Source organism: Microbacterium sp. M4A5_1d (assembly GCF_053345465.1).
This window is the reverse complement of sequence record NZ_JBKFAD010000003.1, coordinates 337,353-352,698: the sequence shown is the minus strand read 5'-3', so window position 1 is coordinate 352,698 and position 15,346 is coordinate 337,353. Positions and strand designations below refer to the sequence as shown.

General features: G+C 70.5%; 11 protein-coding genes. 5 read left to right on the top strand and 6 right to left on the bottom strand.

Translation table 11 applies throughout. The features are described from left to right. Positions 1-24: 24 nt before the first annotated feature. From ACLBWJ_RS13555 to ACLBWJ_RS13545, 3 genes are all read right to left on the bottom strand, one after another. Positions 25-2,544, bottom strand: coding sequence for a LamG-like jellyroll fold domain-containing protein (locus ACLBWJ_RS13555; protein WP_447660543.1), 2,520 nt, complete (start codon positions 2,542-2,544; stop codon positions 25-27). A gap of 199 nt (positions 2,545-2,743) precedes the next feature. Continuing rightward, entirely contained in the window at positions 2,744-3,850 is a 1,107-nt protein-coding gene (locus tag ACLBWJ_RS13550) for an NAD(P)-dependent alcohol dehydrogenase (protein ID WP_112617242.1), read from the bottom strand. Positions 3,851-3,948: 98 nt separating this feature from the next. Further along, on the bottom strand, positions 3,949-4,557 hold the full coding sequence (locus ACLBWJ_RS13545; RefSeq protein ID WP_269267706.1) for an acetate uptake transporter family protein: 609 nt from the start codon (positions 4,555-4,557) through the stop codon (positions 3,949-3,951). 140 nt (positions 4,558-4,697) lie between these two features. On the opposite strand from ACLBWJ_RS13545, the gene nusA reads away from it, so the two are divergent. The 4 genes from nusA (at position 4,698) to rbfA (ending at position 9,440) form a co-directional block, all read left to right on the top strand. Next, positions 4,698-5,684, top strand: a complete 987-nt coding sequence (gene nusA, locus ACLBWJ_RS13540; RefSeq protein ID WP_274178771.1) for a transcription termination factor NusA — start codon at positions 4,698-4,700, stop codon at positions 5,682-5,684. 30 nt (positions 5,685-5,714) lie between these two features. Next, positions 5,715-5,966 (top strand): YlxR family protein, encoded by a 252-nt coding sequence (locus ACLBWJ_RS13535; protein ID WP_112617239.1) that lies wholly within the window; start codon positions 5,715-5,717, stop codon positions 5,964-5,966. Between the two features lie 95 nt (positions 5,967-6,061). Then, positions 6,062-8,869, top strand: a complete 2,808-nt coding sequence (infB, locus tag ACLBWJ_RS13530) for a translation initiation factor IF-2 (RefSeq protein WP_112617238.1) — start codon at positions 6,062-6,064, stop codon at positions 8,867-8,869. 133 nt (positions 8,870-9,002) lie between these two features. Further along, a complete protein-coding gene (gene rbfA / locus ACLBWJ_RS13525; protein ID WP_274178769.1) occupies positions 9,003-9,440 on the top strand; it encodes a 30S ribosome-binding factor RbfA in 438 nt (145 codons plus the stop codon). Between the two features lie 43 nt (positions 9,441-9,483). Here the strand turns inward: rbfA and ACLBWJ_RS13520 are convergent, their stop codons facing one another. From ACLBWJ_RS13520 to ACLBWJ_RS13510, 3 genes are read right to left on the bottom strand one after another with little or no spacing between them, the layout of a single operon-like run. Further along, positions 9,484-10,350: an A/G-specific adenine glycosylase gene (locus tag ACLBWJ_RS13520; protein WP_447660542.1), complete on the bottom strand. Its 867-nt coding sequence runs from the start codon at positions 10,348-10,350 to the stop codon at positions 9,484-9,486. A gap of 9 nt (positions 10,351-10,359) precedes the next feature. Beyond that, the gene (locus ACLBWJ_RS13515; protein ID WP_447660541.1) at positions 10,360-12,750 is read right to left on the bottom strand and encodes a glycosyl hydrolase family 95 catalytic domain-containing protein; all 2,391 of its coding nucleotides are present in this window, start codon (positions 12,748-12,750) and stop codon (positions 10,360-10,362) included. Positions 12,751-12,763: 13 nt separating this feature from the next. Next, positions 12,764-13,765: a LacI family DNA-binding transcriptional regulator gene (locus ACLBWJ_RS13510; protein WP_447660540.1), complete on the bottom strand. Its 1,002-nt coding sequence runs from the start codon at positions 13,763-13,765 to the stop codon at positions 12,764-12,766. 259 nt (positions 13,766-14,024) lie between these two features. Here ACLBWJ_RS13510 and ACLBWJ_RS13505 point away from each other — a divergent pair, with 259 nt between their 5' ends. Then, positions 14,025-15,302: an ABC transporter substrate-binding protein gene (locus tag ACLBWJ_RS13505; protein ID WP_269267698.1), complete on the top strand. Its 1,278-nt coding sequence runs from the start codon at positions 14,025-14,027 to the stop codon at positions 15,300-15,302. The last annotated feature ends 44 nt before the right edge of the window (positions 15,303-15,346 follow it).

The window sequence follows — 15,346 nt, the reverse complement described above, 5'->3', positions numbered from 1 at the left end:
GCCGCCGCGCCCCGGCCCGGGGGATCAGCCGCGAGCGATGCGTCGGCGACGCAGCGCCAGGAGCACGCCACCGAGGACGGTGAGCACGGATGCCGCCACGGCGACGGGCATCAGGATGCCCGAGTCGCCGCCGGTGGCGGCCAGCGAACCGTCGACGTCCGCGGCAGGTGCGCCGGTCGGCACGGCGCCTCCCGGCGCGGTCCCGCCGGGAACGGTCCCGCCGGGAAGGGCGGGCGTCGTCGGAGCCGGAGCGGGCGCAGCGGCCGCGATCGCGAAGGCGACGCGCTGCGGCGTGATCGAGCGCGCTCCGAGAGCCTGCGAGAGTTCGACGGCGTGCTCGCCGGCGGTCAGGCCCGAGGTGACGACGATCTCCCACGTGCCGTCCGCCGCCACGGCGGTGACGGCGCCGCCGAGGTCGGCACGTGCCGCCACGCCCTCGGCGGCGGGCGCCAGGCGCACCTCGGCGCCGGGGAAGCCGACGCCCGCGAAGCGCACGAACGACACATCGGCGGCGAGCTCGCCCGACGGCGCCTCGCGCACCCCGAAGCCGGTCAGGTCGGCGCGCTGCGTCAGCCACTCGTCCGGCGTGGTCGGGCGGTCGATGATGCGCGTCTCGCCGATGCAGCCATGCCATCCGTTGCGCGCGGCGTCATCGGTCCAGTCGGCCCCGAGGATCCACGAGTGTCCCTCGTGCCAGGCCATACCGCCGACGTTCGTGGCGTTGCGCAGCACCGGGGCACCGTCGACGTACATGGTCGTCGTGCGCGACTCGGGGTCGTTCACGATCGCGACGTGCTGCCATTGGTCGACCATGATCTCGCCCGACCAGTTGACGCGGTCGCCGAGCGTGGCGTCGGCGTCGAGGCTGGTGTACTGGAACTCGCGCAGGTTCGAGATGCCCAGCGCGGTGGGGGAGGCGGTCCAGTCCCAGCGGGTCTCGGGCACACCGATCTGCGACCGGTTGCCGGTGCGGGTCACGGCCTTCGACCATCCGTTCGCCGAGGCGTTCCAGTCGGCGTCCATCTTCACGAAAGTCTCGATCGTGTACCCCTGCGACAGGTCTGCCTCATTGATCGGGGCGTCGGCGGCCGTCGTCAGGTAGCTGAAGCGCGATCCCGACGAGTCGTCGAAGCACACGGCCGCCGCGTCCGACGAGTAGCCGTGCACGTCGGACGACTGGACGGTCACGTCCTCCCAGAGCGTTCCGACCGCGTTCGTGTCGGCGGGGTCGGGACGGGTGAGGTCGTTGTCGCCGGCGATGTCCTCGATCACCGTGTCCGCGTCGACGACGCCCTCCTGACCGTTGAATCGCCAGTGCGCGAGCGTGCCCTCGGCCTCGACGAAGTCGAGTTCGTTGCCCGGGGCCTCGGTCGAGATCGGATCGGGGCCCTCGAAGCCGTCGAGAAGGATCGCGCGCGCGGCCTCCGTCAGCCTCGGCTCATCGGCGGAACCGGCGGTGAACCCGGGAGCGAAGCCGGCGAAGCGTTCCCGGAAGTCGATCGGGACCGAGAAACGCTGATGCTCACCGTCGAGGAGGGGCTGGTCGTAGCTCGTGAGGCTCTCCTGCGGCTTCTGCACAACCCACGGCGACCCCGTTTCGAGCGACAGGCGGCCGTTGGTGAGGTCGAACTCGACGAGGCCGAGGTAGCCGTTGCCGCCCTCGTACGCCATCTGATAATCCATCAGCACCTGATGCACGTCGTGGCCGAAGTCGTTCTGCTTGACCTGTCGCGTCGCGCCGTGGAAGTGGCCGTTGAAGGTCAGGAAGATCTGGTCGTTGCCCCGGATGAGGCGGTCCCACATCCGCTGGCTGTCGCCGGTCTCGACGGGGGAGGTCTGGTCGGCCGCGACGTTGATCAGTGCGTGCGAGGTGAGGATGACCGGGACGTCCGGGTGCGCGTCGAGCACGCTCTGGGCCCAGGCGAGCGTTGCGTCCGAGGCGTTCCAGGCGACGGCGAGCGACATGAACCGCTGGCCTTCGGCCTCGAAGATGTGGAACTGGCTCAGCCCCAGCGGGTCGCTGCCGCCGTACGTGCTCTGCGTCGCCGCCCGTGTCGCGCCGAACCAGCGGTTGAAGGGCTCGTTCGCGACGTCGAGCTGGTCATCGCGGACGCCACTGTTGAGCACGTCGTGGTTGCCGGGAAGGATCGAGTAGGGCGCAGCGGCCTCGTCCATGGTGCGCATGGCGGCGTCGGCCGCACGCCACTCGGCCTCGACGCCGGCGCGGTCGACGATGTCCCCGAGGTGCAACGTGAAGGGAATGCGCAGGTCGTCCGCGTGAGCCGTCAGCCACTCCGTCTGCGTCGCGAACGGGTCGGTGCCGTAGCGCGGCAGGAACTGGTCGGCCGAGTAGCGCGAGTAGAACTGCGTGTCGGGCAGCACGGCGAGGGTGAAGCGGGAGGCGAGGTCTTCGGCGGGAGGCGCGGCGGCGGTCGCTGCGGTGGTTGCGGGCGCGGCCACGGCGAGACCGGCGGCGAGGCCCGCCACGGTCAGGGCGGCGGCGGTGCGACGCGTGCGGGTGGCTGACGGAAGGCGTGAGGACACGCGGGAACTCCTGTTCGACGGGGAGGGCGGCGCGATGTGCGCCGATCCCGACTCTGGAGAGACTCCGTGACGGCTAGGTGTCCGAGGGGCGACCGCCGGGTGGCTCAGCGATGGCCGAAGTCGTGCCGCCAGACGGAAGGAATCGGGCCGGAACGCGCAGCGATGTGCGTGCTCCGGCCCGATCGGCGTATCCGGGTCGTCAGTCCATGACGAGGACGGCCTTGACCGCCTTGCCCGACTGCGTGTCGGCGATGGCCTGCTCGATCTCCGAGAACGGGTACTTGGTGATGAGCTGGTCGAACGGGAAGCGTCCGGCCTCGTGCAGCGCGAGCATCTCGGGGATGAACTTCTGCGGCACCGCGTCACCCTCGATCGCGCCGACGAAGGTCTTGCCCGAGCCCGAGATGGACGCCAGCGCGATCTCCGTGCCCGGCTTCGGCACACCGACCAGCGCGATCTTCGCGCCGAACGCGGTGGCGGCGACGATCGTGTCGACGACCGCGGGAACGGCCGTGGTGTCGACGGCGAAGTCCGCGCCGACCCCGCCGGTGATCTCGAGGATGCGCGCCACGGCGTCTTCGTCCTTGCTGTTGACCGTGTGGGTTGCGCCGAGCTTCGCCGCGAACTCGAGCCGCTCCGGGATGATGTCGACCGCGATGATCGTCGTGGCGCCGGCCACCTTCGCGCCCATGATCGACGACAGCCCCACGGCGCCGGTGCCGGTCACGATGACCGATGCGCCGGCGGGAACGTCGAGCGAGTTGAGCACGGTGCCGGCTCCGGTCTGCACGCCGCAGCCGAGGGGGCCGGCGATCTCGACGTCGGCGGTCGTCGGCAGCTTCACCGCGTTGCGGGCCTCGACGATGACGTGGCTGGCGAACGAGGACTGACCGAAGAACGAGCCGTGCACGGCGGAACCGTCCGCGGCGGTCATGGTGGCCGAGCCGTCCTCGCGCGCCCCGCCGAAGTTGAGCGCCATGAAGTTGCGGCAATAAGCCTCGCGTCCCGTGAGGCAGTTGGTGCAGTGGCCGCACGAGGCGAACGACACCGCGACCTTGTCGCCGACGGCGTAGCCGACGACGGCATCGCCGACCTGCTCGACGGTGCCCGCGCCTTCGTGGCCCAGGACGAACGGGAACGCCGCGGGGATGTGACCATGCTGCACGGCGAGGTCGGTGTGGCAGAGGCCGGTGGCGGCGACCTTCACGAGCAGTTCGTTCGGACGGATGTCGTCGAGGGTGATCTCCTCGAATGTGAACGGTGCGTCCTGGCCGTGGAGAACGGCGGCGTGCGCGTTGGTGGTCATGAGAGGTTCCTTTCGCGTTGCGGTCGCGGCGGCAGAGCCGTCGTCGCGACCGATGTCACGATCGGGCGTGGTCTCCCGCAGCGCGGGCCGCCCGGTCCTCAAACAGTATGCGCCTGAATCGATACAGGGGAGGCGACCCGGAACCACGCGGGCCCCAGCGGCAGGATGCTGCGACCGAGCGTTCGCGCGTAGAACTTCTCGAGCAGCATGTACGCCGCGAGCGCGGAGGCCAGGAGCAATGCGACCGAGCCGGCTGCTCCGACGGCCGGCGGCCCGCCGAACGCGGTGACCGTCTGCAGGCCGAGGCCGGCCGCGACGGCCAGCAGTGTCACCGGCAGCACGGTGTTGCGCGATGCCGCCGAGAGGGCGAACACGAGGGCCAGGATCGAGAACATGAGCGTGAACACGCCACGCGCGGGCCCCTCGACCTCGAAGAACCCGAGCTCGCCGCCGAGCAGGAAGCCGGGCATGCAGATCCAGTACCACCCGAAGGCGTTGTAGACGATGAAGTGGAAGTCGTCGCCCGCGAAGTACGACAGCATCCCCGCGGTGACCTGAACCACGCCGCCGAAGACGGCACCGACCCAGAACACCGGGCTCTCGTTCTGCAGTCCGAGATGCTCCAGCTGTGCCGTGAGCGTGGCGATCACGAAACCGAGCAGTCCGATCAGTCCGGGGTCGGCGAGGCGGGGAGCGCGTTCGGTCATGCCCCCAGTATCCCGAGGTCGCCCGCTCGACGTGGCGTCCTCGGCGCCGGGCAAACACGTTCCCCGCCCCATCGGGTAACGTGGGATGGATGCCGGGAGCGCGAAACGCGCCCGGACAAGAGCTGAATATGGAGGGCCCCATGGACATCGATCTCTCACTGCTGCGCACCGTCGAGCGAGAGAAGGAGATCCCCTTCGACGAACTCGTCCGCATCATCGAGCAGGCGGTCCTCACGGCGTACGCCAAGCACACCTCGCCCGACGGCGAGCTGCCCGAAGGGGCTCGTGCGGAGCTCGACCGCAAGACCGGCCACGTCGCCATCTACGTGCCCCTCCGCGATGACGAGGGCGCGGTCGTCGGCGAAGAGGAGTCGACTCCCGACGACTTCGGCCGCATCGCCGCCTTCGCCGCGAAGCAGGTCATCAGCCAGCGCCTGCGCGACATCGCCGACGACGCCGTGCTGGGGGAGTTCCGGGGCAAGGAGGGCGACATCGTCGCCGGTGTCATCCAGCAGGGGCCGAACCCGCGCATGGTGCACGTCGACCTCGGCACGATCGAGGCCATCCTCCCGCCCGAGGAGCAGGTCGCGGGCGAGGAGTACCGGCACGGCTCGCGTCTGCGCGTCTACGTGACCTCGGTCTCGAAGGGCACCAAGGGCCCCTCGATCACCGTCTCCCGCACGCACCCCGGACTCGTCCGCAAGCTCTTCGCCATGGAGGTGCCCGAGATCGCCAACGGTCTCGTCGAGATCACCTCGCTCGCGCGCGAAGCCGGTCACCGCACGAAGATCGCGGTCAAGGCCAACGATCCCTCCATCAACGCCAAGGGCGCCTGCATCGGCGAGTTGGGCCGCCGCGTCCGCGCCGTCACCGAAGAGCTCGGCGGCGAGAAGATCGACATCATCGACTACAACGCCGACCTGCCGGCGTTCGTGGCCAACGCCCTGTCGCCGGCCAAGGTCACCTCGAGCTTCGTGCTCGACGCGGCCACGAAGGCCGTCCGGGCGCTCGTCCCGGACTACCAGCTGTCGCTCGCCATCGGCAAGGAGGGGCAGAACGCCCGCCTCGCCGCGAAGCTGACCGGCGCGAAGATCGACATCCAGCCCGACTCGATCCTGGAGTCCTGACGAAACCGGGACGTCGGTCGAGGGGGTAGAATGGAACCTGTTCGAACGTGCGTGGGCTGTCGCGCGCGTGCCTCCCGGTCCTCACTCCTACGAGTCGTGGCCCGCGACGGCGTCTTGATCGCAGATCGAGCCGCGTCGCTGCCGGGCAGGGGCGCGTGGGTGCACGAGACGCACGAATGCATGGATGCCGCGTTGCGGCGCCGCGCGTTCGGACGAGCCCTGCGGGTGTCCGGCCCACTGGACACGCAGGATTTCCCGATTGATCACCAGCGCAAAGGCTGAACGGCTATGGACACGAAGTGAACGGCTCGAAATGAGACCCGTCCGCGCTTAAGCGGTCCGCCCTGTCCGAGGGTGGGCCTTCAGACAGGAGAATTGTGGCAAAACCACGCGTACACGAGATCGCTTCCGAACTCGGCGTCGACAGCAAAGTCGCGCTCGCGAAGCTGAAGGAGCTCGGCGAGTTCGTCAAGAGCCCCTCGTCCACCATCGAGCCCCCCGTGGCTCGCAAGCTGCGGGCTGCGCTCGAGGCTGAGGGCGGCTCTGCCGCCGCGGCTCCCGCTCCCGCTGCGTCGGGCGGCGCCAAGCCCGGTGCCGCTCGTCCGGGTGCTGCGCGCCCCGGCGCCGGCAAGCCCGGTCCCGCCGGAGCGAAGCCCGGCCCGGCCGTCAAGCCCGGCCCCGCGAAGCCCGCCGCGCCCGCAGCTCCGGCTGCCCCCGCGGCATCCGCCCCGGCAGCTCCCGCTGCGCCTGCCGCGCCGTCGGCGACCCCTGCGGCGCCTTCCGCTCCGTCGGCCCCGACGCCCGGCGCCGGCAAGCCCGGTCCGGCCAAGCCGGCAGGCCCGACGCCCGGCGGCTCGCAGCCGCCGCGTCCGGGTGGCGCACGCCCCGGCAACAACCCCTTCGCGCCCTCGCAGGGCATGGGCCAGCGTCCCGCCGGTCCCCGCCCCGGCAACAACCCCTTCGCCTCGGCGCAGGGCATGGGCCAGCGGCCTACGCCCGGCAACATCCCGCGTCCGCAGGCCCCGCGACCCGGTGCTCCCCGTCCCGGCGCTCCGCGCCCCGGTGGCGCCGGTCGTCCCGGCGGCGGCGGTCGTCCCGGTGCTCCCTTCCAGCAGCGTCCCGGCGGTCCCGGTCGTCCCGGCGGTGCCGGCGGCTTCCAGCGTCCGGGTGCTCCCGGTGGCGGTTTCGCCGGTCGTCCCGGTGGCGGCGGTGGTCGCGGTCGCGGCCCCGGCGGCGGCACCGCAGGCGCCTTCGGCAAGGGCGGCGGCAAGTCCAAGCAGCGTAAGTCGCGTCGGGCGAAGCGGCAGGAATTCGAGATGCGGTCGGCGCCGGTCGTCGGCGGCGTCAACGTCCAGAAGGGCAACGGCGAGATCATCCGCCTGCGCCGCGGTGCATCGATCGCCGACTTCGCGGACAAGCTCGAGGCGCTGCGCGGCTACACGGTGCAGCCCGGCACGCTCGTGACGATCCTGTTCAACCTGGGCGAGATGGCCACGGCCACCGAGTCGCTCGACGAGGCCACCTTCGAGGTGCTCGGCGAGGAGCTCGGCTACAAGATCCAGATGGTCTCGCCCGAGGACGAGGACAAAGAGCTCCTCGAGGGCTTCGGTCTCGATCTCGACGCCGAGCTGGAAGCGGAGAGCGACGAAGACCTCGAGATCCGTCCTCCGGTGGTCACCGTCATGGGCCACGTCGACCACGGTAAGACGCGACTGCTCGATGCGATCCGTCAGACCAACGTGGTCGCGGGCGAGGCCGGCGGCATCACGCAGCACATCGGTGCGTACCAGGTCTGGACCGAGCACGAGGGCATCGAGCGTGCGATCACCTTCATCGACACCCCGGGTCACGAGGCGTTCACCGCCATGCGTGCCCGTGGTGCGCAGGTGACCGACATCGCGATCCTCGTGGTCGCGGCCGACGACGGCATCATGCCGCAGACGGTCGAGGCCCTGAACCACGCGCAGGCCGCCAACGTGCCGATCGTGGTCGCGGTGAACAAGGTCGACAAGCCCGACGCCAACCCGGCCAAGGTTCGCCAGCAGCTCACCGAGTACGGTCTGGTCGCCGAGGAGTACGGCGGAGACGTCATGTTCGTCGACGTGTCGGCTCGACAGGGCACCAACATCCAGGAGCTCCTGGACGCCGTCCTGCTCACCGCCGACGCCGGTCTCGACCTGACGGCGAACCCGAACAAGGCGGCGCGCGGTGTCGCGATCGAGGCCAAGCTCGACAAGGGCCGCGGTTCGGTCGCCACGGTGCTCATCCAGTCCGGAACGCTCCGCGTCGGCGACGCGATCGTCGCGGGAACGGCCTACGGTCGCGTCCGCGCCATGATCGACGAGAACGGCGACGCGGTCGACGAGGCCTACCCCTCGCGCCCGGTGCAGGTGCAGGGTCTGAACTCGGTGCCCCGAGCCGGCGACGTGTTCATCGTCACCGAGGAGGACCGCACCGCGCGTCAGATCGCGGAGAAGCGCGAGGCTGCCGAGCGCAATGCCCAGCTGGCCAAGGCCCGCAAGCGCATCTCGCTCGAGGACTTCACCCGTGCTCTCGAAGAGGGCAAGGTCGAGTCGCTCAACCTCATCATCAAGGGTGACGTCTCGGGTGCCGTCGAGGCCCTCGAGGAGTCGCTGCTCAAGATCGAGGTCGACGACTCCGTCCAGCTGCGGATCATCCACCGCGGCGTCGGCGCCATCACCGAGTCGGACATCAACCTGGCGACGATCGACAACGCGATCGTCATCGGCTTCAACGTCCGTCCCGACACGAAGGCGCGGGAGCGTGCCGCCCGCGAGGGTGTGGACGTCCGGTTCTACTCGGTCATCTACAACGCGATCGACGACGTCGAGCAGTCGCTTAAGGGCATGCTCAAGCCGGAGTACGAAGAGGTCCAGTCGGGTGTGGCCGAGATCCGCGAGGTGTTCCGCTCCTCGAAGTTCGGCAACATCGCGGGTGTCATCGTCCGCTCGGGCACGATCACGCGCAACGCCAAGGCGCGCGTCATCCGCGACGGTGTCGTGATCGCCGATGGTCTCGCCATCGAGTCGCTCCGCCGGTTCAAGGACGACGTCACCGAGGTCCGTACGGACTTCGAAGCCGGTATCGGCCTCGGCAAGTACAACGACATCCAGATCGGCGACGAGATCGAGACGACCGAGATGGTGGAGAAGCCGCGCGGCTGATTTCGTCAGACGCTACGGCGTTGGATGCCTCCTCGATAACGGGACCCCCGAGACCCCGACTATCGAGGAGGCATCCAACGCCTTCGCTGCATCCATCCGCCGAGCGGGCGGAGGGGAAGAGGGAGAAGAAGGTATGTCCAGCGAACGTCAGTCGCGTCTGGCCGATCGCATCCGCGTGCTCGTCGCGGAGCGGCTCGAGAAGGGCCTGCGCGATCCGCGCCTCGGCTTCGTGACCATCACCGACGTGCGTGTGACGGGTGACCTGCAGCACGCGTCGGTGTTCTACACCGTGTACGGCTCCGACCAGGAGCGAGCCGACTCGGCCGACGCCCTGCGCGCGGCGACGGGCATGCTCCGCAGCGAGGTCGGTCGCAAGCTCGGCGTGCGGGTGACCCCCACGCTCGAGTTCATCCTCGATGCCATCCCCGAGAACGCGGGTCACATCGAGCACCTGCTGCGCGAGGCGCGCGAGCGGGATGCCGCCACCGCGGCCACCGCGACGGGCGCGAGCTACGCGGGAGAAGCCGACCCCTACGTCAAGCCTCGCGAGGCCAACGAGGACGAGGACTGAGAAGAGGGATGCCGCGCTGCCGCGGCATCCCTCTTCCGTCTCGTCACCGGGGTAGGCGCAGCCGGCCGTCGACGGCTTCGACGAGGCCGTCTGAGACGAGCGAGTCGATCGCGCGGTCACGCTGAGCGGCGTCGGGCCAGTCGCCGATGACGTCCTCGGCGGCGACGTCGTGCGTCGTCGTCGACCGCAGGACTCGGAGGATCGCGCCTCGTGCCTGCCGGTCGCTGCCCTCGTACCGCGCCTGCTTCACGCGGGTGTCGCCGGTGTCGGGATAGCCGGCGGCGCGCCATGCGCAGCGGTCGGCCAGCGGGCACGCAGCGCACCTCGGTACTCGGGCTGTGCACACGAGCGCTCCCAGCTCCATCGCCGCCGCGTTCACGACGGCCGATGCGGCGATGTCGTGGGGCAGGATCTCGGTCATGTCGGCGAGGTCGCGCTTCGCCGCCGGCCCGGGCTGCGAACGCCCCTGCACGGCTCTCGCCAGGACGCGGCGAGTGTTCGTGTCGACGACCGGATGCCGGTCGCCGTACGCGAAGACGGCGACGGCACGCGCGGTGTAGTCGCCGATGCCGGTCAGCGCGAGCAGGTCGTCGACGTCGCGGGGGACGACGCCGGCGTGGCGGTCGCGGATCTCGACGGCGGCACGGTGCAGCCAGAGCGCGCGCCGCGGATAGCCCAGGTTGGCCCATTGCCGGACCGCGTCGGCTGGGGCCGCGGCGGCGAGATCCGCCGGTGTCGGCCATCGCTCGAGCCACGCCTCCAGCAGGGGGATCACCCGGGCGACGGGAGTCTGCTGCAGCATGAACTCACTGACCAGGGTTCCCCAAGCCCCGAATCCCGGGCGTCGCCACGGGAGATCGCGCGCGTTGTCGCGGTACCACGCGATGAGCGGCGAGGCGAGGTCGGGCATCCGTTCAGCCTACGATGTCGTGGCTGTGCTCCTCCGTCGCGGGGTGCGCCGCAGTCTCAGGGTGACGGGCTCATCGCGCAGCTCGACGACGCGCGCGCTGCCGTCTGCGTCGCCCTGCTCGTCCCCCCACGTGAACCCCGAGCCGGTATGCATGATCGTGGTTCCCGCCGGACACAGCCACGAGGCTGCGGGGAGTCTGCGCAACTCGACCGTCGCCGAGGCCTCATCCCACGCCAGGCGGTCGATCACGATGCCGCCGCGCGCGCGGAGCCCCGTGACCTCGCCACGCGGCCACCGTGCCGGAAGCGCGGGCAGCAGATGGAGGGAGTCCATCGTCGACCGAGTGAGCATCGACGCGACGACGGCGGGCAGCGCTCCGCTGGCGTCGAGGTTGAAGATGCTGTCGGCGTCGTGGGTCGTCGTGAGCGACGGCCGCCAATGCAGGAGTGCGAGCCATTCGACGCAGCGCACCGCCGCCTCCGCATCGCCGAGAGCGGCAGCCGCCTGACCGAGTTGCCCGAGCCCGAACGCCATCTCCATCCGGCCCGGCGGGGGAGCGGGATCGTGTGCACGCCAGGCGATCTTCGCGTCGATCGTCCGACGAGCGGCCTCGCGCAGCGCGGCGGACGAGGGGCTGTCGGCGGCGAACATCTCGTCGGCGTCGTACCAGAGCGGGTACAGCTGCGAGACGTGTCGGTGCGCGATGTTCTCCGGTACCGCCGGATCGAGCCACTCGGCCAGCGTCCCGTCGGGCGCGACCGCCAGGTCGGGGAGGCTGTTCGCCAGCGCGTCCCACCGCTCGTCGAGCGAGCCGTCTGCCCGGGCTCGACCGAGCAGACGGGCCGCGCGGGCGGCGTCGCGGTAGGCGGCGACGTCGACGGCGGCGTCGACCGCGAGCGGCGTCGCCCACCCGGCCGGAGTGTTCTCGGGTGAATAGCTCGGTGAGAAATGGCGGATGCCGTCGACGACGACCGTCGCGGTCTCACCGAAGGACAGCACGCCCTCGACGAGCTCCCAGAGGCGATCGTCCACGATCGAGCGGTCGCCCGTGAGCGCCAGGACGTCGGCCGCGATCCGGAGGACCCAGGGGCCGGCGCCGGCCCAGAAGACGTGCGGGTAGGCGCGGTCGACATGGTTGGCGATGCCGTGCGTCGACATGCGCGAGGGGAGCAGCATCCCGTCGGCGCCGTAGATCCGTCGCGCATTCTCCCGGTAGTCGTCGAGGTGCGGAAGGACGAGCCCGAGGAGCGAGAGCGCGAGCTCGGGTGTTCCCGTCACGCCCACGCCGGCGAGGGCCCCGTTCTGCACGTTGCCGTTCATCGTGTAGTCGGCCGACCATGCCGGCCTCCAGGTGCCCTGCCAGACGCCCTGGAGGGTCGGCGGCAGCTCTCCGGCCGACGAGATGATGTTCGACCGGCCCGAAACATAGGCGATCTCGATCGCGCGACGGACGGCGTCGGCGCTTTCCGATCGGGCGTCCCGCCACAGCTCACCGGTCGTCGCCGTGCCCACGCCGGGTGCGACGTCGAGGTCGAGCAGCGATGAGGTGACCAGGGAGCCGTGATCGCGCTCCTGCGAGCGGAGCCGGTCCTCCCAGTCGGCAGCGCGCGCGGGAGCGAATGGCTGCCCCACGACCGACAGATCGACGCGCACCGTCCGCCTCACCCCCGCGGATACGAGCACGCGAGCCTCGAGAGCGTCCGCATCCTCCCGCCAGGCGACGCCCGGCTCGGGCATCGCCGCGGTCACGGTGGCGAGGAGTCGACCGGCGACGTCGACGATCTCGAGGCATCCGGTGTCGCCCGCGCGCAGGCGCCCCGTGACGGTTCCGGTGTAATCGGGGGCGAACGACGCGGCGGGGGTGTCGTCGACGGGAGCGAGTGCCAGGCGGATCCGCATCTCGGTGTCGGTGTCGGCTTCGAGGGCGAGCTCGATCGTGTCGGTGTCACGCGGGGCGACGACGCTGACCCGATGGGACGCGCCGGAGTCGTCGCGCCAGGCGACGCTCGCCACGCCGCGGACGAGGTCGATCTCGCGCGTCTCGGTCGAGCATCCCCCCGTCGTCGCCACCGTCAGCGAGCCGCACAGCGCGAGCGGGTCGGTCCAGACGAGCTCGGCGAACCCGGCTTCGGTCAGCGCGGCGTCGAAGATCTCGGCGGCCAGCGCCGGGTCGCCGCTCCCGAGGGCCGCCCGCAACCGCGGCAGGGCGGGATGCAGCCGGGGTGCCGGTGGCCGCGGGTTCGCGGGCAGGAAGAACCTCTCGTGGGCCATCGAGATGCGCAGCTCGTCGCCGGGTCCGTGGACGACGGCGCCGACACGACCGCTTCCGACGATGAGGCCGTGCTCCCACGACTCGGCGGGCTCCGTGCTGCGGAAGACCAGATCCGGGTCGGCTTTCACGAGCGCTTCGAGGTCACAGCGATTCCCGGTGCACGAGCGAGGTGGGCAGCACCTGCACACGCTCGACGTCGTCCCCGCGGATGGCGCCCAGAAGCGTGTCGGCGGCAGCACGGCCCATCTCCTCGAGCGGTTGGCGCACGGTGGTCAGCGGGGGGTCGTTCGCTGCGGCGAGCAGGATGTCGTCGAAGCCGACGAGCGAGACGTCGGTGGGCACACGCCTACCGGCCGCTTGCAGCACGCGCATGGCGCCCGCGGCCATGAGGTCGGAACAGGCGAACACCCCGTCGAGGGTCGGGACGCGCTGCAGCAGCCGGGCCATCGCCGCCGTGCCGCTGTCGAGGGTGAAGTCGCCGTGGACGATGGGTCCGGGCTCGATGCCGCGGCGCGCGAGCTCGTCGGTCCATCCGCGGGTGCGCTCGCGCGCCTGCTCCATGTCGAGGGGGCCCGTGATGATGCCGATGTTGCGGCGCCCGTGCTCAACGAGCGCCCGTGCGGCGAGGACCCCGCCGCCGTAGTTGTCCGAGTCGATCACGATCGGGTCGGGGCCGATCTCGCCGCGTGGGCGGCCTACCCACGCGATGGGCACCGGCGAGTCGGCGAGCCGGTCGACGAGGTGGGTGATCTCGTGCTGGAGCACGACGATGGCGCCATCGAGTGCTCCAGATCGCAGGAACCGCGGGATGCGATCGAGGTCCTCGTGATCGGCGGGAAGCAGGACCGGTTGCACCTCGCCGGCAGAGAGGCCCTTGGCTGCGCCCTTCATGACCGCGGTGAAGAACGTGCCGCTCAGCCCGCCGAGCTCGTCGAAGGCGATGACGAGTCCGATCGCGCCGGCGCGCCCGCCGCGCAGCACGCGCGCGGCGAAGTTCGTCTCGTAGCCCAGGCGCGCGGCCTCGCGGCCGACGGCGGCCGCCATCGCCGGGTCGACGTTCGTCGCTCCGGCCAGGACGCGCGCTGCCGTAGCGCGTGAGACGCCGGCCGCGCGGGCGACGTCGACGATGGTCGGTCGAGACATGGCTCCCTCTTCCTAGGTCGGGTTCAGCGAGCGAAAGATCGTTCTCTGACGCGATGATCTTCGCACGACAGCAGCCGCTGCGCGCAACTTATCCGTTCATGGTCCCGGTCTTGCAGTGCGTGTGACGAGACTGGCGGATGCCGCGGCTTGCCAGCTGTTCGATCTCGGGATACTGTTTCCCGGCATGAGAGAACGATCTCTCAGTGGGGTCTCTGATCGCCCCGCGCACATCACATGTCCCCAAAGAAGAGGAGCAGTTGTGAATCGTCGCAGACTGGCCCTGCCCGTCGCAGCTCTCGGCGTCGTCGCGATCGCGATGACCGCGTGCACGTCCGGTGGATCGGGCGGCGGGTCGGACGACCCGAACGCCGAGTTCGAGTTCTGGTCGTTCACGGGAATCGGGCAGCAGGACTCCGTCAACCAGTACCTCGAGCAGAACCCGGACGCGAAGGTGAAGCTGTCGGAGGTCGGCAGCACCGCCGAGACCGCGACCGCGCTCACCGCGGCCCTGGCCGGCGGACGCGTCCCCGACCTCGTCATGATCCAGAACGACGAGTTGCCGAAATTCATCGAGAACCCCGGGAACTTCATCGACCTCCGCACGCTGGGCGGCGACGACATCGGCGAGGGCTACCTCGACTGGGCCATCGCCGAGGCGACGGGTGAGGATGGCTCGATCATCGGCATCCCGACCGACATCGGCGGGCTCGGCTTCGCCTACCGCGCAGACCTCTTCGAGGCGGCAGGACTGCCGACCGACCCGGACGAGGTCGCCGAGATGTGGTCGACGTGGGACGGCTTCATCGAGATGGGCAAGAAGTACACGGCCGCGACCGGAGAGCCCTTCGTCGACAACGTCGAGACGAGCGTCTTCTTCTCGACCGTGAACCAGGTCACCGAGAAGTACTACACACCGGACGGCGAGCTCATCTTCGACACCAACCCGCAGGTGGAGGAGGCGTTCGACGTCGCGGTGCGCACCTACGAGGCGGGCATCAGCGCCGGCATCGCCGCCTGGTCGTCGGGCTGGGCTCCGGGCAAGGCGAACGGCGCGTTCGCGGTCAGCACTGCGCCCTCCTGGATGCTGTCCGGCTACAAGAACGACGCTCCCGACACCGAGGGGCTCTGGCGAGTCGCCGCGATCCCCGGCGTCGGCGGCAACTGGGGTGGCAGCGTCATCGCGATCCCCGCCCGCGCGAAGAACCCGCAGGCCGCGTGGAAGTACATCGAGACGATGCTCTCGCCGGAAGGACAAACGGCGCACTTCGCCCGCACCGGCACGTTCCCGGCGGCCAAGAGCGCTCTCGAGAGCAGCGAGGTGACCGGCTACACCGATCCCTTCTTCGGGGACTCCCGGATCGGCGAGGTCATCAGCAACTCGGTGCTGCAGTTCCAGTCCTTCCACAACGGGCCGGACACGAGCGCGATCGGGGCGGCGCTGCTCAATGCCCTCGTCGACATGGAAGCGGGCAACGTCGCGCCGCGCGACGCGTGGCAGACCGGCGTCGACAGCGCCCGGGCCGCGATCGGCGGTTGACCTTACCCGCTCGGTGGTGGTCCGCCCGTGGGCGGGCCACCACC